This is a genomic window from Bacillus sp. 2CMS4F (assembly GCF_023161785.1).
GTDB lineage: Bacteria > Bacillota > Bacilli > Bacillales > Bacillaceae > Bacillus > Bacillus halotolerans.
In genome coordinates this window covers 48,582-70,850 of record NZ_JALNTO010000015.1, presented here as the reverse complement: position 1 = coordinate 70,850, position 22,269 = coordinate 48,582, and the positions used below count along the sequence as shown (strand labels likewise).

Annotated in this window: 16 protein-coding genes; 5 read left to right on the top strand and 11 right to left on the bottom strand. The window is 45.2% G+C overall.

Features of this window, described 5'->3' with window-relative positions:
• The first annotated feature begins 92 nt into the window (after window positions 1-92).
• Window positions 93-1,949, top strand: coding sequence for an LTA synthase family protein (locus MTN95_RS18140; protein ID WP_202853408.1), 1,857 nt, complete (start codon window positions 93-95; stop codon window positions 1,947-1,949).
• Between the two features lie 26 nt (window positions 1,950-1,975).
• Here MTN95_RS18140 and MTN95_RS18135 read toward each other — a convergent pair whose 3' ends face one another.
• Window positions 1,976-2,902 carry a substrate-binding domain-containing protein gene (locus tag MTN95_RS18135; protein ID WP_059292701.1) on the bottom strand — a complete coding sequence of 309 codons (927 nt, stop codon included), beginning with the start codon at window positions 2,900-2,902 and terminating at the stop codon, window positions 1,976-1,978.
• A gap of 110 nt (window positions 2,903-3,012) precedes the next feature.
• Between MTN95_RS18135 and modA the strand changes: the two genes are divergently transcribed.
• Entirely contained in the window at window positions 3,013-3,795 is a 783-nt protein-coding gene (gene modA / locus MTN95_RS18130; RefSeq protein ID WP_248339536.1) for a molybdate ABC transporter substrate-binding protein, read from the top strand.
• The gene (gene modB, locus MTN95_RS18125; protein ID WP_142391631.1) at window positions 3,767-4,459 is read left to right on the top strand and encodes a molybdate ABC transporter permease subunit; all 693 of its coding nucleotides are present in this window, start codon (window positions 3,767-3,769) and stop codon (window positions 4,457-4,459) included. Before modA ends, modB begins: the two co-directional genes overlap by 29 nt.
• 33 nt (window positions 4,460-4,492) lie before the next feature.
• Here the strand turns inward: modB and pgoN are convergent, their stop codons facing one another.
• Window positions 4,493-5,323 (bottom strand): glyoxal/methylglyoxal reductase, encoded by an 831-nt coding sequence (gene pgoN, locus MTN95_RS18120; RefSeq protein ID WP_044159103.1) that lies wholly within the window; start codon window positions 5,321-5,323, stop codon window positions 4,493-4,495.
• 243 nt (window positions 5,324-5,566) lie between these two features.
• Between pgoN and yvgO the strand changes: the two genes are divergently transcribed.
• Window positions 5,567-6,052, top strand: coding sequence for a stress response protein YvgO (yvgO, locus tag MTN95_RS18115; protein ID WP_024122833.1), 486 nt, complete (start codon window positions 5,567-5,569; stop codon window positions 6,050-6,052).
• 46 nt (window positions 6,053-6,098) lie between these two features.
• Here the strand turns inward: yvgO and MTN95_RS18110 are convergent, their stop codons facing one another.
• The 4 genes from MTN95_RS18110 to helD all read right to left on the bottom strand — a co-directional run bounded on the left by MTN95_RS18110 (window position 6,099) and on the right by helD (window position 14,419).
• A complete protein-coding gene (locus MTN95_RS18110; protein WP_105953889.1) occupies window positions 6,099-8,111 on the bottom strand; it encodes a Na+/H+ antiporter in 2,013 nt (670 codons plus the stop codon).
• Between the two features lie 250 nt (window positions 8,112-8,361).
• Window positions 8,362-10,080: an assimilatory sulfite reductase (NADPH) hemoprotein subunit gene (gene cysI / locus MTN95_RS18105; protein WP_248339529.1), complete on the bottom strand. Its 1,719-nt coding sequence runs from the start codon at window positions 10,078-10,080 to the stop codon at window positions 8,362-8,364.
• A gap of 25 nt (window positions 10,081-10,105) precedes the next feature.
• Window positions 10,106-11,920 carry an assimilatory sulfite reductase (NADPH) flavoprotein subunit gene (locus MTN95_RS18100; protein WP_248339513.1) on the bottom strand — a complete coding sequence of 605 codons (1,815 nt, stop codon included), beginning with the start codon at window positions 11,918-11,920 and terminating at the stop codon, window positions 10,106-10,108.
• A 174-nt stretch (window positions 11,921-12,094) separates the two neighbouring features.
• On the bottom strand, window positions 12,095-14,419 hold the full coding sequence (gene helD / locus MTN95_RS18095; RefSeq protein ID WP_248339503.1) for an RNA polymerase recycling motor HelD: 2,325 nt from the start codon (window positions 14,417-14,419) through the stop codon (window positions 12,095-12,097).
• A 585-nt stretch (window positions 14,420-15,004) separates the two neighbouring features.
• Between helD and MTN95_RS18090 the strand changes: the two genes are divergently transcribed.
• On the top strand, window positions 15,005-15,439 hold the full coding sequence (locus MTN95_RS18090) for a hypothetical protein (protein WP_024122837.1): 435 nt from the start codon (window positions 15,005-15,007) through the stop codon (window positions 15,437-15,439).
• Window positions 15,440-15,528: 89 nt separating this feature from the next.
• On the opposite strand, the gene MTN95_RS18085 is transcribed toward MTN95_RS18090, so the two are convergent.
• The 5 genes from MTN95_RS18085 to copA form a co-directional block, all read right to left on the bottom strand.
• Window positions 15,529-16,140 (bottom strand): trimeric intracellular cation channel family protein, encoded by a 612-nt coding sequence (locus MTN95_RS18085; RefSeq protein WP_010331875.1) that lies wholly within the window; start codon window positions 16,138-16,140, stop codon window positions 15,529-15,531.
• A 206-nt stretch (window positions 16,141-16,346) separates the two neighbouring features.
• Entirely contained in the window at window positions 16,347-16,763 is a 417-nt protein-coding gene (locus tag MTN95_RS18080) for a disulfide oxidoreductase (RefSeq protein ID WP_024122840.1), read from the bottom strand.
• 4 nt (window positions 16,764-16,767) lie between these two features.
• On the bottom strand, window positions 16,768-17,436 hold the full coding sequence (gene bdbD / locus MTN95_RS18075; protein ID WP_101859952.1) for a disulfide bond formation protein BdbD: 669 nt from the start codon (window positions 17,434-17,436) through the stop codon (window positions 16,768-16,770).
• A gap of 118 nt (window positions 17,437-17,554) precedes the next feature.
• Entirely contained in the window at window positions 17,555-19,666 is a 2,112-nt protein-coding gene (locus MTN95_RS18070; RefSeq protein ID WP_105953896.1) for a heavy metal translocating P-type ATPase, read from the bottom strand.
• 168 nt (window positions 19,667-19,834) lie between these two features.
• Window positions 19,835-22,246 (bottom strand): heavy metal translocating P-type ATPase, encoded by a 2,412-nt coding sequence (gene copA, locus MTN95_RS18065; RefSeq protein ID WP_248339501.1) that lies wholly within the window; start codon window positions 22,244-22,246, stop codon window positions 19,835-19,837.
• Between the last annotated feature and the right edge of the window lie 23 nt (window positions 22,247-22,269).

Genomic DNA, 22,269 nt, shown 5'->3' with positions numbered 1-22,269 from the left:
TGAAGCTTGTCTAAGAAGACTGTTTTTAGTAGGTTTTACATAAGAAGCATCTCATGGCAGATGTTCAAGAAAACGTGAGGAGTTATAAATTGATGAAAGGAACCTTTTTTCACAATCAGCGTTTTTTAAGTTTATCCATCTTATTCATGTGGATCAAAACTTATGTGATCTATAAACTGGGTTTTGATTTGCAGATCGACTCTCTATTGCAGGAGCTGATTCTGCTGATCAATCCGCTTAGCTTCATACTCCCTCTATTTGGGATTGGACTGCTTTTAAAAGGCAGCAAGCAGCGCATCTTTTTGCTGATTGCCAATTTGGTTCTGACTGCCATTTTGATCTCCAACACGATTTTTTACGGCTTTTATATCGATTTTATTACCATCCCGGTTTTGTTTCAGGCCAGCAACATGAGCGATATGGGCAGCAGTGTAAAAGAACTGTTCAATCCTTTGTTCATCGCTCTGTTTGCGGATTTGGCTTTTCTTCTGCTGCTCTCCAGAAAAGAGAAGAGTCCCGAGTCAAAAGCGAACCCCCGTACGGTCAAGCGGTACTATGCCGCTTCCTGCGGGATTCTTATATGTACGCTGGGGCTTGCAGAAATTGAACAGCCGAAGCTATTGGCACATTCCTTCGATCGGGAAGTGCTCGTCAAAAGCATTGGCCTGTTTCAGTTCCACATCTACGATACCATTTCTCAGACTGTCAATATGAGTGCGAAGGCATTTGCCGATGAAGACAGCCTCTCTACAATCAAAAACTACACTGAGGCTGACTACAGCAAGCCTGATCAAAGCAAGTTCGGACTGGCAAAGGGACGGAATGTGATTTTTGTGACGCTTGAATCGACTCAAAGCTTTGTTCTGAATGAAAAGGTAAACGGAAAAGAAATTACCCCGTTTATGAATGATCTGATGAAAAAAAGCTATTCCTTTGATCATTTTTACCAGCAAACAGAGCAAGGAAAAACGTCTGATTCTGAATTTATCGTCGCTAACTCTCTATATCCTTCCCTAAGCGGCGCCGTCTTTTTTACGAAAAGTGACCATCAATTTCATACGATGTACAAATCACTCAAGCAGAATGATTATTATTCAGCCGTCTTTCACGCCAATCATAAAACATTTTGGAACAGAGATGTGATGTATAAAACGTTTGGGATTGACCGCTTTTTTGATGTCGATGAGTTCCATGTGACTCCCGAAACCTCAACAAGCTGGGGATTAAAGGATAAGGAATTTCTGGAACAGTCAGCTGCTAAACTGAAAAGCCTGCCGCAGCCGTTCTACAGCAATTTCATCACATTGACGAACCATTTTCCGTTTGAAATTGATGAAAAGGATCAGCTGATTGATGAATATGATTCGAGCAGCGACCTGTTAAACCGCTATGTGACGACGGTTCGCTATGAGGATGAAGCACTGAAGCATTTTATCAAAAAGCTCAAGGATGAAGGCTTATACGAAAACTCGATGATTGTCTTTATGGGAGATCATTACGGCATATCAGAAGCCCATAATAAAGCCCTGGCTGAGTTTTTAGGAAAAAGTGAAATTACGCCATATGACACCGTCCAGCTTCAGCGGGTGCCGTTTATCATTCATATTCCTGGAATCACTGATCAAAACCCGGAAACAATCTCCGATGCCGGAGGACAGGTTGACGTCAGGCCGACTCTGATGCACCTGCTCGGAATTGATACAAAAGGTGATATTCAGTTTGGCAATGATTTGCTGTCAAACAACCGAACGCCATTTGCCGTGCTGAGAAACGGCAGCTTTATCACGAACGACTATGTATATACGAAAAACACATGCTACAGCCAAAAAACAGGTGAAGTGTTAGAAAACCAAGATGCGTGCGCTCCCTATAAAGAAAAAGCAAATGAAGAGCTGTCTCTCTCTGATAAAATGTTAAACGGAGACCTTCTGCGCTTTTATGGTCAATAAAAAAATCCCTCTACGAGGGATTTTTTTCATGTTTCGTATATCACTTTACCTGTCAGCTTCGTTTGATAGCCATTAAGATGAGACAGGTTGGCCTTATATTCTTCCGATTTCAAGATGCTCTTTACAGCTTCAAGCAGCTGCTGGTGTTTTTTCAAAATGACAATGTCGTATTGTTCCTCGATGAGCGGGATAAAATCAACGCTTCCCATATGTGCCGCGTGCTGCGCCCCGATTCCCGCGTCTGCCTGTCCGCTCGAGACTTGGGAGGCAACAGCATAATGATCAGTCACAATGTCACTGTAGCCCTTGACATCTGAAGGTGTCACACCAAGCAGACCAAGCTGTTCGTCAAGCAGCACTCTTGCGCCCGATCCTTTTTCTCTGTTGATGATGCGGATGTCGGTTCGTTTCAGGTCATCCCAGCCTTGTATGTTTTTCGGATTTCCTTTTTGAACGTATAAGCCGGCTTTGCGAAGGACAACATTCATCTGACAAAACGGTTCGCCTGACAGAATGCGTTTGACATAAGGCGTATTATATTGAGCGGTTTCCGCATCGTACAGATGCAGGCTGACAATGTCGCATTTGCCTTGGTACATGTCAATGAGGCTGTTTAAGCTGCCTTTGTATTGGCGGAGCGGCGTCTCTTGAATGGCATTTTCCAAATGCTTGCTGAGCAGATCCATCGATATATCCTGTCCGCTGATGACGACATTCCGCCTTCCCTCCGGCATCGGCTCCTGTGCCTTTCTCGGCTCTTCGGGTGAAGACACAGGCTGAGACATTCTCATGTTCGCCTTATATTGCTTTAAATCTGCTTCATCGACACGCATCTGCCTTCCGACACGGTAAGCAGGGATCATGCCTTTTTTAATCAAATCATAAACGGTCAGCTTTGATACCTTCAGCAGACCAGCAACTTCTTCTATCGTATAGGAAGAGGTTTCATTCATCATCATCACTCTCCTATTTCATTATACCTTTTCGGAGAATGTAAAAAAACCCACATAACCCAAACATAATCAGTTATAATTGGATATAACTAATTATAAGGGGTGCAATCATGTTTAAGAAGTATTCCATTCTGACCGCAGCATTAACTGTTTTTCTGCTTGCAGCAGGCTGCTCTGCCAGCCAATCATCAAGTGACAATGAGAAGGAAGTGACCTTAACTGTCTCAGCAGCTGCCAGTGCCCAGGATGCACTCGAGGAAATTCAAAAGAATTACGAGAAAACCCATCACAATATTACGATCCAAGATAACTTTGGCTCATCAGGTGCCTTGCAAAAGCAAATTTCTCAAGGAGCCGGGGCCGATCTGTTCTTCTCAGCCGCTGAGGACAAATTCCAAAAGCTTGTAGATGATGGGGATATCGCTAAAAAAGACAGCACCCATTTAGTCGGAAATGAAATTGTGCTCGTTGTGCCTAAGGATGGTGATTCACCGGTCACAGGCTTCGACAATCTGACTGATTCAGAAAAAATTGCTCTCGGGACTCCAGAATCTGTACCGGCAGGAGCTTATGGAAAAGAATCACTGACAAAGCTGTCTCTTTGGGGCAAAGTAAAAGATAAGATCGTGTACGGAAAAGACGTTCGCCAGGTTCTTTCATATGTAGAAACAGGCAATGTAGACGCAGGTGTCGTTTATAAAACAGACGCGCTGATCTCTAAGAAAGTCAAAATCGTTTACGAGGCAAAAGCTGATACACACAGCCCGATCGTTTATCCGTTAGGAATTGTAAAAGATACGAAACACCATAAGGAAGCGAAGGAATTTTACGATTACCTGCAAACAGATGAAGCGATGAAAGTGTTTGAGAAATATGGTTTTACTGCTGAATAACATCAGCACTTCAGAATTTTTCACGCCGGTTATGCTTTCCTTTCAAGTGGCGGCGGTCGCCGGAATCGCGGTGATCATTCTCGGAACTTTGGCAGGGGCATGGATGTCACGAGCGTCATTTTTCGGAAAAACCGTACTCGAAACGATTTTTATGCTTCCTCTCGTTCTTCCGCCCACCGTTGTCGGTTTTATTTTGATCGTCATGTTTGGAAAGCACAGCTTCATCGGACAAGCGATCGAATGGATCTTTCACCAGCCTGTGATTTTCACCTGGTGGGCTGCTGTGATTGCTTCTGCTATCGTGGCTTTTCCGCTTATGTATCAATCGGCCAAAACCGGATTTTCCGATATTGACCCCGATATAGAGGGAGCGGCAATGGTAGACGGAGCAAGCAGATGGAAGGTGTTTATCCATATCTCCATTCCGCTGGCGTATCCATCGTTGCTGACCGGAAGCATTCTCAGTCTGGCGCGGGCGCTCGGTGAATTCGGCGCCACCTTAATGTTTGCCGGGAATATCCCGGGTGTTACCCAAACACTGCCGACAGCCATTTATGTCGCTTTGGATTCCGGCAACAACGCACTTGCATGGGCGTGGGTCGTCTGTATCATCGTCATTTCTTTTCTGATGCTTTTTTTGATTCAACTGAAAAAAACCCACTAAAAAACTCCCCTTGTGCAGACGGGGAGTTTTTGATTAAAACAGAAGCTCATCGGGGTTTGGACCGACACGTTCATCTTGATTTAACGCATCAATCTTGTCCATGTCTTCTTGAGACAATTCGAAATCAAAAATATCAGCGTTTTCGATAATACGGTGTTCTTTAATCGATTTTGGAATCGTTACAACTTCATGCTGAAGATCCCAGCGCAAAATCACTTGTGCCACAGATTTATTATATTTTTCAGCGATCTGTGTCAGCACTTCGTTATCAAGCAGCTGGCCCTGCATAAGCGGAGACCATGCTTCCAGCTGGATGCCTTGCTTTTTGCAGTAGTCTCTTAATTCTTTTTGCGTCAAACGAGGGTGAAATTCAACTTGGTTCACCATCGGTTTGATTTCAGCATCTTTCAAAAGCTCTTCTAAATGATGAACTTGGAAGTTGCTGACGCCGATCGCGCGGATTTTGCCGTCTTTGTACAGCTTTTCAAGCGCGCGCCATGTATCTTTATACTTATCCTTGCCAGGCCAGTGGATTAAATATAAGTCTAAATAATCAAGCTGAAGTCTTTCCAGGCTTTTTTCAAAGGCAGCAAGCGTTGTGTCGTAACCCTGATCTTCATTCCATACTTTTGATGTAATGAAGAGCTCTTCTCTTGCAACACCGGATTCTTTAATGCCGATGCCTACACCTTCTTCATTTTTATAGACAGCCGCTGTATCAATGCTGCGGTAGCCATTTTTAATCGCAGCTTTAACCGATTCAGTCGCTTCACTTCCGTTTTCTACTTTAAAAACACCAAGACCGAACCAAGGCATTTCAACTCCGTTATGTAGCTTTACAGTATCTTTTAAACTTGTTGCCACTTGAACATCCACCCTTTCATCGAAATGTAAGCGTCTATATTATCTCACATTCCTCTCAGCAGATACCAATAATACGCTTAATAGCCTCTTTTGCTTCTTTTTTCATACGGACGTTTTTTATTTCATAGTAAACAATGCGCATTTGTCCTATTTTTTTCCTATTTTATCAATTATAAGATTATTTAGACAGTGAGCAGGGTAAGTGAATACTGTAGCCCACAAAAACATAGAGGAGGAAACAAATTGAAACGTATTCGTATCCCAATGACTCTTGCACTTGGCGCCGCTTTGACAATTGCCCCTTTGTCCCTTGCCTCTGCTGAGGAAAATCCCGCACCGAAGATCTCACAGAAAACAACAGCCGGAACAGCTGCCGCAGAAGTCGGTTTAAACGTCAACCTTGATTTGCTTGGGATTGCCAACCAAATCTCAGATGCCATTAAATCAGCCCAGAACAGGGACGGTTTTGTGAAAAATCTCATGGAATCTTCCTTCTACGCATCCGGCCAAAAATACAACGTCATGGTTTTTAACTTAAGCCAGGAATATGAAGATCACTTAAATGGTGTTCAGTTTTACGGCTCGGCCGTTTATGACGGCATTACGTACGGCATTTGGGTATTTGAAGACGGAAGCTTCACAAACAAAGGAGACGGCGGCTGGATCAACTGGGCCTTCAGAGGCTGGTTCGACCGAAACGACAACACTGTCGAATTCCATCGCCCCTAACCTATAGAAAAAAGCTGGCGTCCGATGCCAGCTTTTTTTCTTGGAATTATTCGCCGCCTTCTAGCATTGCGGCTTCCACATCATTAATATATTGGCGAAGCTCATGAGAGATGTCCCGGGAAATTTCCCGCTCCTCAAAGAGCGTCTGAATCTCATTTCTGATCGCCTGCACAGCCTTCAGCTTCACTTCCAGCTTCTGATTTTCAAAATGGGCGTTCGATTTATGTTCGTGATGGCTGTGCTCCAATCTGAAAATTAATTGTTTATAAAACGAGATGACAGATAAAAATACTTCCTTATGTTCTTCCGGTATATGCTTTTCCAAATGTCCTATCGCAGCTTTAGCCGTTTTAACCCTAGTTGCTCTCATTAATCCCTCTTCGTTTAAAATCGACATCTCCGGCTTTTTATGTTCTCCGAAGAAAATCCAATACATCAGACGTTTCAGCCTTGTTTTTGATAAACCGACTTTAAACGGATTGGCATACAAAATTTCCAATTCATTAAACCGTTCTTGCAGAGCGTTTGCCGTTTCTTCCGGGATGTCTCCCCGCTCCAGCAGTTTCATCAGTTCTTCCTGCTCGGCTTTAATCCCTTGAGCGCGGACTTTCCGTTCATACTTTTTTATGCGGGTTGACGTTGTATATTGCTGAAAACGAAGGTTTTTCATTTTCTCATTGTATTCGGCAATGACCGCAAGAGACGCCGTTTTGTTTGTATCATTCATGTCTTCTTTAATCGTTTTGAGAGCCGTTTTAATCAGTTTGCGTCTCGCCGTCAGCAGCTTCTTATTTTTTTCTTCGTCATCTTCTTCTTTTTCAGTCAGAAGCGGAAGCACGAAGGTGGCAATAACAAGCGTGCATAAAATGACGCCTGCGGCTAAAAAGAGAATCAGATTTCTTTCCGGAAACGGTGTGCCATCCTCCAGGAAATATGGGATGGAGAATGAACCTGCAAGCGTAACCGCTCCCCGCACACCTGAAATGGAAATTAACAATGTAGAACGAAGTCCCGGCTTATAAATGGTTTGATCTTTATTAAAGAACCACTTGCCGTTCCAGAAGAACAGCACCCACAGAAATCTAAGAAGCATTAACGTAAATGTAATGACCAGAATATAGCCGATCACTTTCATGTTGCTGATCGCTGTATCGTTAAAAATCACCGAAATGACATCCGGAATCTGTGTGCCAAGGATGACAAAGACAAGACCGTTCAAAATAAATAAAATAATGTTCCACGTACTCGATGAGACGATTTGCAGCTTCACCATCGTCGATTCGAGACGGTCCTGTTCAACCGCATGCGTAATACCGCCCGCCACAACGGCTAAAATGCCGGAAACACCGATTTCCTCCGCTGCCAAATAAATCACAAAAGGCGTCAGAATTTGAATCAGCATGTGCATCGTGACATCCTGCATGCCAAGACGGCGCAGGAATAGACGAAAGCGGATAATCAAGAACGAAATGACAACCCCGCACAAAAGGCCGCCAACAGAAATAAACACAAAGCTGACAGCTGCTTGCGCCAGTGAAAATGCCCCGGTAACCGCTGCGGCAATCGCAAATTTAAAGGCGACCAGACCTGATGCATCATTCATCAGCCCTTCCCCTTCAAGCAGGCGCAGAATTCCTTTCGGCATCTTCACCCTTCCTGATAATGCGCTGACAGCGACAACATCAGTCGGCGAAAGAATGGCTGCCAGTCCAAAGGCCGCTGCCAGCGGAATATCAGGAATCATCCAGTGGATCGTGTATCCTCCTACAATCACAGTCGCAAATACAAGGCCAAGTGCAAGCAATAAAATTGGAGCTCTTAAATTCCAAAGCTCCGCCCGAGGCGTCCTCTTTCCATCATTAAATAGAAGAGGCGCAATAAACAAGACGAAAAACAATTCCGTATTTAATTCAAAATGAAGTCCCTGTGGAAATGAGGCGGCAATAATCCCAAGCGCCACCTGAATCAGAGGCACTGGAATAAACGGGATAAACCGATTGACAATGTTAGAAATCGCAATAATAGCCAGTAAAACAAGGACGACTAAAAATATGTCCAAATGCATAACCTCCTTAATCTGCTGCGTATCTGCATAATGAGTTGATAATATTTGTCCGAAGAGGCTGAGGCTTGCAAAAGATAAAGGATGGCCTTACATCCAATACTGGATTCCGCAGGAGTCTCCTCCACACTAGTCTTCTTTTATAGTACCCTTTTTAGGGTATTTTTTCTCATGATATGCTCATGGTGAACTTTTTTGCCGCAAAGCAAAATCAAAAAGAGACAGGGCAATCCCCCTGTCTCTCATCTCAATTATGAAAATTCTTCCCGTCAGTTGTCGCTTTAATGATACCAGCGCGAATGACGAAATCACCGAAGTGCTCACCTTCCTCGCGTTCTTTCGCATAGCGGGAAAGCAGGACGCGCAGCTCGCTCAAAATGTCTTCTTCTCCGATATTTTCGCGGTACATTTTGCTTAAGCGGCTGCCGTCAAATGCAGCGCCTAGATACATATTATATTTGCCAGGCGCCTTTCCGATAAATCCGATCTCTCCGAGCGCATGGCGGGCGCAGCCGTTCGGGCAGCCTGTCATGCGAATGGTAATTTCCTCATCACGAAGACCGTTTTCGTCAATAATCTCATCCACTTTATCTAAAAGGGACGGCAAATAACGTTCTGCTTCAGCCATCGCCAATCCGCAGGTCGGAAGAGCAACACACGCCATAGAGCTGCGGCGCAGCGCTGTATAATGCTTTCCGTCAGTTAACCCGTATTGATCGATTAATGCGTTGATTTCATCCTTTTTCTCGCTTGGAACATTACCGATAATCAAGTTCTGATTGGCTGTCAGACGGAAATCGCCTGTATGAACCTTAGCAATTTCACGCAAGCCTGTCATCAGCTTATAATCTTCGTAATCCGTCACACGGCCGCCTTCGACAAACAGCGTAAAATGCCATTTATCCTCAATGCCTTCCACCCATCCGTAGCGGTCGCCGTTATGATCAAAATGGTACGGCTTCGCTTCTTCCAGGCTCCAGCCGAGACGGTTTTCCAATTCCTCTTTCACTGTTTCCAAACCGAGGCGGTCAACTGTGTATTTGAAACGGGCATTTTTACGGACGGAACGGTTTCCGTAGTCACGCTGAATCGTAATTGTTTTTTCAGCAACGTCATACATTTGTTCAGGGCGGCAGAATCCAATTACCTTGGCTAACTGCGGATATGTCGCTTTGTCGCCGTGCGTCATTCCCATACCGCCGCCGATTGCCACGTTAAATCCGATAAGCTTGCCATCTTCCACAATCGCAATGAATCCGAGATCCTGTGAAAAGACGTCAATGTCATTTGACGGCGGAACCGCAATACCGATTTTGAATTTCCGCGGCAGGTAAAGCGGCCCGTACATCGGCTCGACTTCTTCTGCGTCAGGCGTGCCGGCCACTCTTTCCTCATCAAGCCAAATTTCATGATATGCTCTTGTTCGAGGCAGGAGATCATCACTTAATTTTTTGGACCATTCGTATACTTCGGAATGGATTTCAGACTGGTAAGGATTCGATGCGCACATCACATTCCGGTTTACGTCTCCGCAAGCCGCGATTGTATCCAGAAGAGCCGAATGGATCGTCTGAATGGTTTTTTTCATGTTCCATTTTAAAATCCCGTGCATTTGGAACGTTTCACGCGTCGTCAGCTTTAGGGTGCCGTTACCGTATTTCTGCGAAAGTTCATCCATCACGAGCCATTGCTCAGGCGTCGATACGCCGCCCGGCATACGGACGCGCAGCATGAATTGATAAGCCGGTTCAAGCTTTTGCTTTTGGCGTTCATTGCGGAGATCGCGGTCATCCTGCAAATAACTGCCGTGGTGTTTCATCAGGCGGTTGTCATCATCCGGAATTCCCGCACTGATCCGATCCAGCATCACTTCTTTTAGTGTGCCGCGCAAATAATCGCTTTCTTCTTTAATGCGCTCGACGTCACTTGGAGAGCCGTCCGGTGCTTTTAAGATTTTGGTCACCATGTTGAAAAACTCCTTTCAGGTCAAATTAGTATACATCACGCTGATAACGTTTTTGCTGCTGCATATCGGCAAGATAAACTTCCGCTTCTTCACGGGTCATATTGCCTTCTATTTCTATAATTTCTAAGAGTGTGTTATGGACATCGTGTGCCATGTGCTTTTCATCTCCGCAAATGTAAACAGCCGCTCCTTCTTGAAGCCATTCAAACAGTTCTGCGCTCTGTTCAAGCATGCGGTGCTGCACATACACTTTTTCTTCCGTATCGCGTGAGAACGCTACGTCCATTTTGGTCAGCACGCCGTCTTTCAGCCAATTCTGCCACTCTGTCTGATATAGGAAATCTGTGACAAAATGCTGATCACCGAAGAACATCCATGCTTTTCCTTCAGCTCCCGTCTCCTCGCGCTCCTGCATAAAGGAACGGAACGGCGCAACGCCTGTCCCAGGACCGACCATGATAATCGGTGTTTCAGGATCCTTCGGAAGCTTGAAGTTCTGATTATGCTGGACATAAACCGGCAGTGTGTCTCCCGGCTGCAGACGCTCTGCGCATAAAATCGAGCAGACGCCTTTTCGTTCGCGGCCATGCGCGTCGTACCGGACTGCACCAATCGTTAAATGCACTTCATCCGGGTTTGCGGATAAGCTGCTCGCAATTGAATAGAGGCGGGCCGGCATTTTTCGAAGAATGGATACAAACTCCTGCGCCGTTACACTGAACGGGCCATAATCCCGGATCAGATCAAGCAAATCGCGCCCTTCAATATACGCTTTCACTTTACCCTCATTTCCCGGTGCTAAAAGCTCTCTAAGCTCCTCACTTCCCGTCAAATGAGCAGCCTGTTCAAGAAGCGGCTTTGTGAGAACAGTAATTTCATAATGAGAAATCAGCGCTTCTTTCAGCGGGCGGACATCGCCTTGCTTATTCAGCGTCACAATTTCTTCGGGGTCCCAATTCATTTCCTGAAGCAGCAAATCGACAAGTACCGGATCATTTTCCGGATAGACGCCGAGGCTGTCACCAGGTTCATACGTAAGGCCTGATCCTTCAAGAGACAACTCTACATGTCGTGTTTCTTTATTTGATCCGCGGCCGTTTAAATTTAAATTTTCTAACACTTCCGCCCGGAAAGGATTTGTTCTTGAATACGCAGATTCACCAGTTTGAGGCGCTGCGGCCGGCGCAGGCGCTACGCTTCCGCCCTCGGCTTCACTTAAGCCCTCACATACGCTTTCCAGCCATTCAGCAGCCGGCTCATCATAATCCAAATCACAGTCAACGCGCGGAGAAATTCGTTTTCCGCCAAGCTCTTCCAAGCGCTGGTCAAATTCTTTTCCTGTCTGACAGAAGAATTCGTAGGAACTGTCACCAAGCGCCAAAACAGAAAAGCGAAGATCATCAAGCTTAGGCGCCCGTCTTCCGTGCAAAAATTCGTGAAACGACAGCGCGTTATCAGGCGGCTCACCTTCGCCATGCGTACTGACGACAATCAGAAGATTGTTAATTTTCTTGAGCTGGTTCGGCTTAAAGTCGCTCATGGATGAAACGGTGACTTGAAAGCCTCGCTCCTCAAGCTGCTTGCCGGCGTTCTCTGCAAGCCCTTGTGCGTTTCCCGTCTGTGAACCGTAAAGGACGGTGACTTCTTTTGAAATGGCCGGTGCCGTTACACCCGCAGACACAGCAGCCGGCGCCCCCGAAGTTTCCAGCACGGAAACAGATTGCGCTGATAAATAGCCGCTCAGCCAGATTTTCTGAGATTCTGTCAAGGTTGGCAGAAGGCGGTTAAGGAGCTCTGCCTGCTCCTGATTAAACGGACTGTTCATTACCTGAAGTTGCAACGTATCCACCTCACAAAATTGTATAAACTGATCGAAATAGTATCTAATTGAACTTTACCGGAAGACACACCGCAAGTAAAATATATTTACATGATGATAACGATTAAGATTATTAATGATAAAACCCCTTTGTCTCATTTAAATGAACAAAAAAGAGAAGGCATCCCTTCTCTCTCAATCAGCACTCTTATATAAATCAGGGGGCACAGCACTCACAAACGGACTTGGTTCACCGATAGAAGAAACGGTCAGCCCGTGCATGGCCCGGGTGCAGGCAGTGTACAGCAGCCTGCGGTCGTGCTCTGTTCTATATTGTTCTTCTGAGGCATCATAGACAAGTACTGCGTCAAACTCAATTCCCTTCGCTAAATAAACCGGAATCACACAAACTCCCTTTTGAAACGTTTGGTTTTCTTTATGAATCAGCCGAATATCGGTATATTCGCTCATTTGAGCGTGTGCCTGTCTTGACTGCTGCGCCGTTTTGCAAATAACAGCAATGGTTTCATGCCCTTTCTGTCTAAGTCGCCCAATTTCTCGCGTAAGCTTTTGACAAAGATCCTCGCGACCCTCGCTTTTTAACACGCAGGGCATTTCCCCATCTCTGTTAAAAGGCTCAATGTCCGCCCCGTCCTGCAGCAGCGCTTTTGTCAATTCCACAATTTGTCTCGTTGATCTGTACGTTCTTTTTAAACGGACACACTCAGCCTGCTCTTTTTCAAAGCCGGCATCCATACGTGCTGCACCGTTTATTGCATGGGCGTAAATAGACTGATTGATATCACCGAGCACCGTCATGCTGGCAGACGGAAAAATACTCCTTATATACGCCATCTGGAATGGAGAATAATCTTGAGCTTCATCGATAAATAGATGTTTGATCTGCGTGTTTTTCTTTCTGCCTTCTAGCAAATCCTGCAAATATAGAAATGGAGACGCGTCCTCATAGAGCAGTTTATTTTCTCCAAATGCCGATCTTGTCAGCTCCCCTATTGCCGCAGTATCCTCTGTTTGAGCTTTGCTTCCCCAGTCAGAAAACAATTGCAGATACAGCTGTTTGACATCAAGAAACGCCAGCTGCCTGACCGCCTGTTTAATTGGTTTGAAGGCCTTTTTTACAATCATGGCGGCAAGCAGCTGCTGTTCTCTCTGATGATCGTTAAATGTACTCTCACTAAACCGTTTCTTTGCCTGCAGCTTTTTGTACACTTCCAAATATTCCTCTTTGTCGAGTAGCTCGGCTTCCTGAACGACCCAATCCTTTCGCCGTTCCTTTTTCTCCAGCTTGTTAAGCTCACTCAGCAGCCAATTTGCCGTTTGTTCCATCCGGTTCGGAATGGACAGGCTTTGATCGAGCGAGTAAAAATACGCTTGGACTTGTTCCTTTGTGATCAGTTTTTGTCCGCGGAAAACGATATTTTTAAAGATCATTCCATCAGAAGACAGCCTGCTGACGTATTCATCAATAAATTGCTGAAAAGATAAGCCTGCCTTCCACGTGATTCCGGCAAGCCTTGATTGAAAACTGCCATCTTTTGTTTTGGTCAGGCAATATTCCAGCTGATCAAAGGGGCTTTCACATTGAAACTTGCGGCCAAGCCGATGCTCGATATATTCCTGAAACGTCGCCTGTTCCATATTTTCTTCGCCTAATTCAGGCAAAACAGAGGAGACATAGCTGTTAAACAAAAAGTTTGGGGAAAATAAAACGATTTGTCCGGCATCAATTACACCGCGGTGCCTGTATAACAAGTAAGCGACACGCTGAAGCGCTGCTGACGTTTTTCCGCTGCCTGCCGCACCCTGCACAATCAGAAATTTGCTTTTTTCATTTCGGATAATCTGATTTTGTTCTTTTTGAATCGTGGACACGATGTTTTTCATTTGTGTATCAGAGTGATGGCTTAATACCTCTTGCAGCATTTCATCGCCAATCGTCATATCAGTATTAAACATCGCTTTGAGAGCGCCGTTTTTAATGATAAACTGGCGCTTCAGCACCATTTCCCCTTCTATCGTTTCACCGGGAACCTCGTATTCAGCTTTTCCTGGGGAATAATTATAGTAAAGGCTTGATATCGGTGCTCTCCAATCATAAATCAGAAAGTGTTCCTCCAGCTCATCCATACAGGATGCTAAACCGATATAGATCTGCTCCGCCTGTTTCTCGCCGTTTTCAATAAAATCAATCCGGCCGAAATAAGGCGATGCTTTTAATTGATGAATTCGTTTGAGCTGCTGATCCATATGCCGATGATTCCGTTCCCGATCAGACAGCAGCTCTGCCTGCTGCTTAATGCTTGCCATCGTTTCAACCGCTTCATGGACGTCATCAAAGTTAACCGTGACATCCTCCCAGAAGTTTTTTCGTAATCCGATAATATCATGCTTTAATCCGCCCGCGGACGTTTCGAGAAGCCGCTCTTTATTCTCGAGCTCCTGCAGTACATCATCTATTCTTGACTGCTCTTCTTTCCATTCCTTATCATGCTGATTCATGAACGGCACCTCCAGAAAATAGTTGACAAACGAAGAAGAAATAATGTAAAATAGAATTGGATATATATTTAATATATGATAAAAGCAGGCAAATACAATTTATAATAGCACATTCGCCCAACATCGTTCAAGGTTTGGGTTATTTATATGCATAAAAAACCGATTTCAACTCGAAATCGGTTTTTTTATTTTAACACTTTGATCACTGTTTTACGTTCTTTTTTTAGGTTGCGAATCTTCTCTTTCATCAGTATCGATTCCTTATAACATTCAATCTTCCATATGAAAATATATCTTTTTCATTTTAAACACACACAGAGCGTTGCCGTGTTTATCAGTTCATCTCACGTGAAGAGTGACTAAACTGGCTGTATTATCATCCATATAGCAAACAAAATCAATAGCCTTCCATCCTTGCTATCATACCTATAGACGCAGTAAAATAGTCATTTTTTATCCATTTTCGACATATTTCAACAAAATGAAGTTTCTAATTTGGGAGATTAGGACGATGTTACATTATTTCTGACGGTTTATGATATGAACATGAAGAAAGAACCAGAATAAGCTAGGAGGTAATACTCAATGAAGAAAAAGCTATATATGATGTTGCTGGCTTTCGTCGTAGCCGTAACAAGTTTTACGGCTATTGACCTAGTAAACAACAAAGCAGAAGCTAAAGATTGGGTTAAAAAAGGTCAAATATGGAGTACTCATTACCATTCGGGCTCATTTAAAAACTATACTTACTCGCCAACTTTTCATATTTATTATCCAGGGCAAGGTACTTGGGCCAACATTACGGCAAACGGATCAGGCAGCGGGAAAATTACAGCCACTCTGCAACAAAAGACAAATAAAGGCTGGAAAAATGTGAAAACTTTTTATGCAAAGAAAAAAGGCTCTACAAATTTAAGTTACAAACAAGCTTCTAAAAGCTACAAAACAAATTACAGATTCAAATTCACTAACACAGGAACTAAAAAGACCATCAGCTATACATTTTGGGCTACTTATTAATTTCAAACAACTTTTCAGCATTTGAAAAGACTTTGATCCAGCTGGCTGCAATAAAAAAACCTCTCCGACATGGATGAGGTTTCTTTTATTTACTGGCTATCTAAGCGAAAATAACGGTTTGGCAGCTTCCAATTAAACATATAAGAACAAACGCGGCATACGACGAGTACAAAAAACAGCGCGTATAAACCGATTGAGTTTCCGGTCCAGCCCAAGCCGACGATTAAACCGCCGAGCGCCGCCCATACCGCATAGATTTCCGCTTTCAGCACGAGCGGCTTGCGCCCGGCAAGCAGGTCGCGAATGATTCCTCCGCCGCTTCCCGTCAGCACCGCAGCCACGATAACGGCGCTAAGCGGATGCCCCATTTTGACGGCGTACAGAGCGCCTTGAATAGCGAAAGCTGCAAGACCGATCGCATCCGATAAATTTCCCCATTTGTTCCAATGCTTCAGCAGCAGCTTCGGAAACAAGAAAACGATCGTGATCGATACCAGAGCAATTTGAAAGTACGCACCCTGCTCCCACAAAGCTGACACCGGAACACCGATCAGCAAATTGCGGATCGCTCCTCCTCCAAAAGCTGTGACAATCCCTAATATATAAACACCTAAAATATCATATTCTTCTTCCATTGCAACAATTGCGCCGCTGACCGCAAACGCAATGATGCCGATCACACTGAGCAGCTCCCAAGCCATTCTGATGACTCCCTTTATATTTGTTAAATTTTCTGACGACCTCTAGATTTTATAACCGCTTCAGCTTAAAATCAATAACATTTTTATGATAAAAAAAGATAAATGTAGAGGGAAAACAGTAAACGCCCGATCAACATGAGGCTGCCGCTGGCAGTGCCTATCATTTATACCGTAAAAAAAAGCGCCCTGCCGCGGGCGCTTTTTTCTTATTCAGATTTTTCGCCTTTGAGGAGGCACATAAAAATGATGATCAGAATAAAAGCAATCAAGGCCAGAAACGGAATGGTCACAAAACCGAACCAGTTAATATATTGGCCTGAGCAAGGCACACCGCTTACACATGGCTTGATGCCGCTAAAGCCCGGCACTTTTTGCTCCAGATAATGCATAATCGAAATAAATGCGCCGATAATCGCCATCGGCAGCACATATTTTTTCACGCGTGTGTCACCCTGAAAGGTGGCGATTCCTAAAATCAGAACGAGCGGATACATGAGAATACGCTGGTACCAGCACAGTTCACACGGGATGAACTTTCTGATTTCACTGAAATACAGGCTGCCCAGCATGGCGATAAGAGCAACAACCCAGGAAGCATATAAAAAAACAATTCTATTTTTCATTCGCTTACTTCCCTTTCAGCTCTTTTTCTATCGTTTCTTTAATTTCTTCATAATTCGAAAAATTACTGATCACTTTATCATTAACATAAATCGTAGGTGTTGCTTTTATGTTCATTTTATGATTAAGGTCCGAATCCTTTTCCACTGCAGAAGCAAATGTTTCCTTATCAAGATTGTCCTTCAGCGTATCAGGGTTTACCTTTGTCGTGCTTTTTGCGATATCACCGAGAACCGCCGGCGTTACCCATTCCTGTTCTGTGTCCGGCTGCTTGTCAAACAGCTTTTCATGAAATGCCCAGAAAGAATCAGGATCTTCTTTCCATACTTCCTCTGAGGCAAGAGCCGCTAACGTTGAGCCTTTTCCATGGAACATGACGTTCACGAAAGAAAATTTCACATCGCCCTTGTCAATAAAGTCTTTTTGGATTTTAGGGAAAATGTCGCTGTTAAACATCTTGCAAGACGGACATTTATAATCTCCGAATTCCACTACCGTTACCGGTGCATCATTTTTGCCAAGCACAGGCTGGCCTTTGATAGACGGCTGTCCTGACACTGCTTCGTTGCCTTGCTCCGTTTTGTTATTAATGATTACAATTGCTGCTAACAAGACAACAACGACAACCGTAAGGATGACCGCGAATTTCGCAGAAGACTGCTGTTTCTTTTTCACTCCGACACCTCATCGTTTTAAAATTAAAAAAGAAGCGGATCTCAATTGACCCACTTCTTTATTTTAACAAGACAACCGTCTATAAGAAAAGCCCGAAATAGTGAATTCTCTCCGACAATTATCTCATTTTGAGGCGCATCACGCGCATAGCGTTTGCAACAGCGAGAAGCGTAACACCGACATCTGAGAAAACCGCCTCCCACATGGTCGCAAATCCAAACGCTCCGAGTAAGAGGAAAATGGCCTTAACACCTAAAGCAAATCCGATGTTTTGCCACACGATTCGCCGAGTCCGTTTTGCAATCCGAATCGCTTCCGCTATTTTTGACGGCTGATCTGTCATCAGCACAACATCCGCGGCTTCTACAGCTGCATCTGATCCGAGTCCGCCCATCGCCGCTCCAATATCCGCGCGTGCAAGCACCGGAGTGTCATTAATTCCGTCACCGACAAAAATGAGTTTTTCATTCGGGAGCAGCTTCGATTCCAATGCTTCTACCCGCTCCACTTTATCCTCCGGCAGCAGCTCCGCATAAACCTCGTCGAGGCCGAGCTGTTTTCCGACTGTTTCTCCTGTCTGTTTTGAATCGCCCGTCAGCATGACTGTCTGTTTGATACCGAGCGATTTCAAATCTGCGATCGCTTGTTTTGCATCTTCCTTTACTTCATCTGCTATGATGATCGCCCCGGCATAGCGCTGATCAATAGCCACGTGAACAATTGTACCGGCGTTTTCATCCGGGACGCTCTCAATCTGTTCTCTTTCCATCAGCTTCTTGTTCCCCGCAAGGATTTCTTTTCCGTTCACCTTTGCGAAAATACCGTGCCCGGATATTTCCTCATATGACTCAATTGTGTCCGGGGAAAGCGGCTTCCCATAGGCTTTTCGCACAGATTCTGCAATCGGGTGCTGAGAGTGGAGCTCAGCGTATGCCGCGGCTTCGAGTAAAGTCTCCTTTGAAAAACCTTCCGCAGGTTTGATCTCTGTCACTTCAAAGCTGCCTTTTGTCAGTGTGCCTGTTTTATCAAACACAGCGTATTTGACTTGATGTAAGGCTTCTAAGTAATTGCTTCCTTTCACAAGCACCCCGGCCTTCGAAGCTGCGCCGATTCCGCCGAAGAAACCGAGCGGAATGGAGACAACAAGGGCGCATGGGCATGAAATGACTAAGAAAATAAGCGCGCGGTACACCCAATCAGAAAGTAAAGCGCCAGGAATAAACAGCGGCGGGACAAATGCCAGCAAGGCGGCGATAATGACGACAGCCGGTGTATAATACTTGGCAAACTTCGTGATAAAGTTTTCAGTCCGCGCTTTGCGGCTGCTCGCATTTTGAACCAAATCTAATATTTTGGATACTGCGGAATCCTGATAGCCTTTTGTTACTTCGATATGCAGAACGCCGTTTTGATTGATAAAGCCGGACATGACTTCTTGTCCTTCTGCCGCTTTTCTTGGTACAGATTCTCCTGTCAGCGCTGATGTATCAACCAACGCCGATCCCTGCACAACCTTTCCGTCCAGCGGTATGCTTTCTCCCGGGTTGACGACAATGATATCTCCTGTCTGCACGTCCTCCGGAGAAACGGTCTTGATGCCGTCTCCTATTTTTATATTGGCGTAATCCGGCCTGATATCCATTAATGCACTGATCGATTTTCTAGAACGGCTGACTGCGGCTCCTTGAAACAGCTCGCCGATTTGATAAAACAGCATCACAGCAACGCCTTCCGGGTATTGCTGAATCAAAAAAGCGCCGATTGTAGCAAGAGCCATTAAAAAATGTTCATCAAACACTTGTCCGCGGCTGATATTTTTGACCGCTCGAACGACAATGTCTCCTCCGATTATCAAGTAGGCGGCGAAAAATAGTAAAAATTCCAGTATTGGGCCGGCATGAATCAAATATGCCGCCGCTCCGAGAAGGACCGCTGCTGCCATTCTGATCAGCATATTGATCATTCTTTTTCGATAACCGTCATCTGCTGATTTCTTTTTATGTTTCGGACGAACTGTTACATGAGGATCAATTGATTTTACTTTTTTCTCGACCTTATTGGTGACCCATTGTTCTTCTTTGCCATCGGCTGAGACAGTCAGTGTGCTTGCTGCAAAGTTAACCGCGCATCCGTCAACGCCTTTGATGCCTTTGACGCCATTTTCGATTTTTTGTGCGCAGTTGCTGCAATCCAAACCGTCCAGAACATATTCCCGCGTCACTTGTTTCATTTGTCTCACCTTACCTTCCGATTTAGGGTTCCCTCATCAAAGCATATGAATGAGTGTGAGTATCAAAATTACATATATGAGCATATACTCATATAATAGTTACATCTATTATATGGTGTTTTCCAAGAAAGTGTCAATGAAAAATAAAAACCGGCAAATCACCGGTTTTTATTTTACTTTTTGCAGACGCAGCGCATTCAGAACAACAGATACAGAGCTAAAAGCCATTGCCGCTCCCGCTATCCATGGCGCTAAAAATCCAAGGGCCGCGACTGGAATGCCGAGACTGTTATAGCCAAGCGCCCAGAATAAGTTTTGTTTAATGTTTTTCATGGTAAGTCTGCTCATACGGATGGCGTCCGCAATACTGTTCAGATCGCCGCGAATGAGCGTTATGTCCGCTGTTTCCATCGCGATGTCGGTGCCTGTTCCAATTGCCATGCCGATATCCGCTGTGGCAAGCGCGGGTGCATCGTTGATTCCATCACCGACCATTGCCGTCTGGCGTCCTTCTTTTTGCAGGCGGGAGATTTCCGCTGCCTTTTGCTCAGGAAGGACCTCAGCAATGACGCTGTCAATTCCAGCCTCTTTCGCTATCGCTTCTGCCGTTCTGCGATTGTCCCCGGTCATCATGATGACATCCAGACCCATCTCTTTCAGACGGGTGACTGCCTCCCGCGACGTGTCTTTTATCGTGTCGGCAACCGCTACAAGTCCCGCTGCTGCTCCATCAATGGACACGAGCATCACCGTTTTTCCTTCTCCTTCAAGCTCCTCCATCCGAGGAAGAAAAGCCTCATGCTCAATCCGTTCGCTCTCCATTAACCGTCTTGTGCCGACGAGAATCGTTTTGCCTCCGGCTTCGGCTAAAATACCAGCGCCTACTTTCGCTTCAAAATGGGTCAGCTTCGGTATCTCCAGCCCTTTATCTTTCACACCGGCAACGATCGCTTCGCCGAGCGGGTGTTCCGATCCCGTCTCAGCTGCTGCTGCGAACCGGAGCAGCTCTGTTTCTTCAAAGCCATCGGCCGGAATGGCATCAGTCAGCTTTGGCTTTCCGTTTGTCACTGTTCCGGTTTTATCGAGAACAATGGTATCAAGGCGGTGTGTTTTTTCTAAATGCTCTCCGCCTTTAAAAAGAATGCCGAATTCAGCCGCCCGTCCGGATCCTGCCATAATGCTTGTCGGGGTGGCAAGGCCCAGTGCACATGGACAGGCGATGACGAGAACCGCAATAAACTTGCTGATTGCTTCAGCAAAATCACCTGGAGACGCCCAAAGATACCAAATAAGGAACGTAAGGACGGCGATCCCCAATACAATCGGCACAAAAATGCCGGAGATCTGGTCGGCGAGACGCTGGATCGGCGCTTTTGATCCTTGTGCTTCCTCCACAATTTTGATGATATGAGAAAGCGCTGTTTCTTTCCCGACGTTAACAGCCTTGATTTTCAGGAAACCGTTTGAGTTCACAGTCGCTCCTGTCACGCTGTCACTGGGAGATTTGTCAACGGGAAGACTTTCTCCTGTAATCATGGATTCATCTACAGCAGAGCGGCCTTCCAGCACCTCTCCATCGACAGGAATTCGTTCGCCTGGTTTGACATGAACAATATCACCAACAGCCACTTCATCTATCGGGATGATTTGCTCCTGCCCGTCTCTTACAACCGCCGCTGTTTTGGCTTGCAGCTTCATGAGCTTTTTAATGGCATCTGATGAGCGCCCTTTCGCCTTCGTTTCAAACAGCTTTCCTAACAAAATGAGCGTCAGCAAAATCGCGCTTGTTTCATAGTAAAGGCCGTCAGTATGCCCATGGGAACCGAGGCTTCGAATCGTAAGATAAAGACTGTAAGCATAAGCAGCCGTTGTTCCGAGTGCAACCAATACATCCATATTGGCGCTTTTATTTCTGAGCGCCTTATATGCGCCGACGTAAAACGGCCAGCCGATCAAAAACTGCACCGGGGTCGCAAGGGCAAATTGCATCCACGGATTGAGGAATAAATCCGGCACCCAAATGAACGAAGTAAATGTAAAATGGCTCACCATCGCCCACAGCAAAGGAAATGACAGAATAGCTGAAAAGATCAGTCTCGCTGTTTGCTGCCGTTCTTCTTTCTTTTTGGAAGCAGCGGCTTCGCTATCCTCATCGCCTTTCAGCTTAAGTTGATATCCGAGCTTATCAACGACTTCTCTAAAATCGCTGACAGCCGCTTCTTTTGGGTTGTATTCAACTGTTACAGTTTCTAAAGCAAAGTTCACCGGAGCATTTGTAACGCCCTCTAATTTGCTAAGCCGCTTTTCAATCCGATTGGCGCATGCCGCACAGGTCATGCCCTCGATATCAAACTCAGCTTTTTCCGTTACGACGTGATAACCCAGTTTTTCTATTTTTTCTTGGATTGCTTCTGTTCCTGTTTCAGCAGGGTCATAGCTGACATTTGACGTTTCCGTCGCCAGATTCACATTGGCATCCGTGACACCAGGCATCCGCTTCAGGCCTTTTTCAATTCTGGCGGCACACGCCGCACAAGTCATACCAGATACTTGCATTGCAATTTCCTTTTCCTCACTCAATACACTCACTCCTTTATATACAC

What these genes read in the sequence shown, in the direction of transcription:
- MTN95_RS18140 (WP_202853408.1), top strand. Translation starts at nt 93, where the DNA reads ATGAAAGGAACCTTTTTTCACAATCAGCGTTTTTTAAGTTTATCCATC.
- MTN95_RS18135 (WP_059292701.1), bottom strand. Translation starts at nt 2,902, where the DNA reads ATGAATGAAACCTCTTCCTATACGATAGAAGAAGTTGCTGGTCTGCTG.
- modA (WP_248339536.1), top strand. Translation starts at nt 3,013, where the DNA reads ATGTTTAAGAAGTATTCCATTCTGACCGCAGCATTAACTGTTTTTCTG.
- cysI (WP_248339529.1), bottom strand. Translation starts at nt 10,080, where the DNA reads ATGGTGACCAAAATCTTAAAAGCACCGGACGGCTCTCCAAGTGACGTC.
- helD (WP_248339503.1), bottom strand. Translation starts at nt 14,419, where the DNA reads ATGAATCAGCATGATAAGGAATGGAAAGAAGAGCAGTCAAGAATAGAT.
- MTN95_RS18090 (WP_024122837.1), top strand. Translation starts at nt 15,005, where the DNA reads ATGAAGAAAAAGCTATATATGATGTTGCTGGCTTTCGTCGTAGCCGTA.
- MTN95_RS18085 (WP_010331875.1), bottom strand. Translation starts at nt 16,140, where the DNA reads ATGGCTTGGGAGCTGCTCAGTGTGATCGGCATCATTGCGTTTGCGGTC.
- MTN95_RS18080 (WP_024122840.1), bottom strand. Translation starts at nt 16,763, where the DNA reads ATGAAAAATAGAATTGTTTTTTTATATGCTTCCTGGGTTGTTGCTCTT.
- MTN95_RS18070 (WP_105953896.1), bottom strand. Translation starts at nt 19,666, where the DNA reads ATGAAACAAGTGACGCGGGAATATGTTCTGGACGGTTTGGATTGCAGC.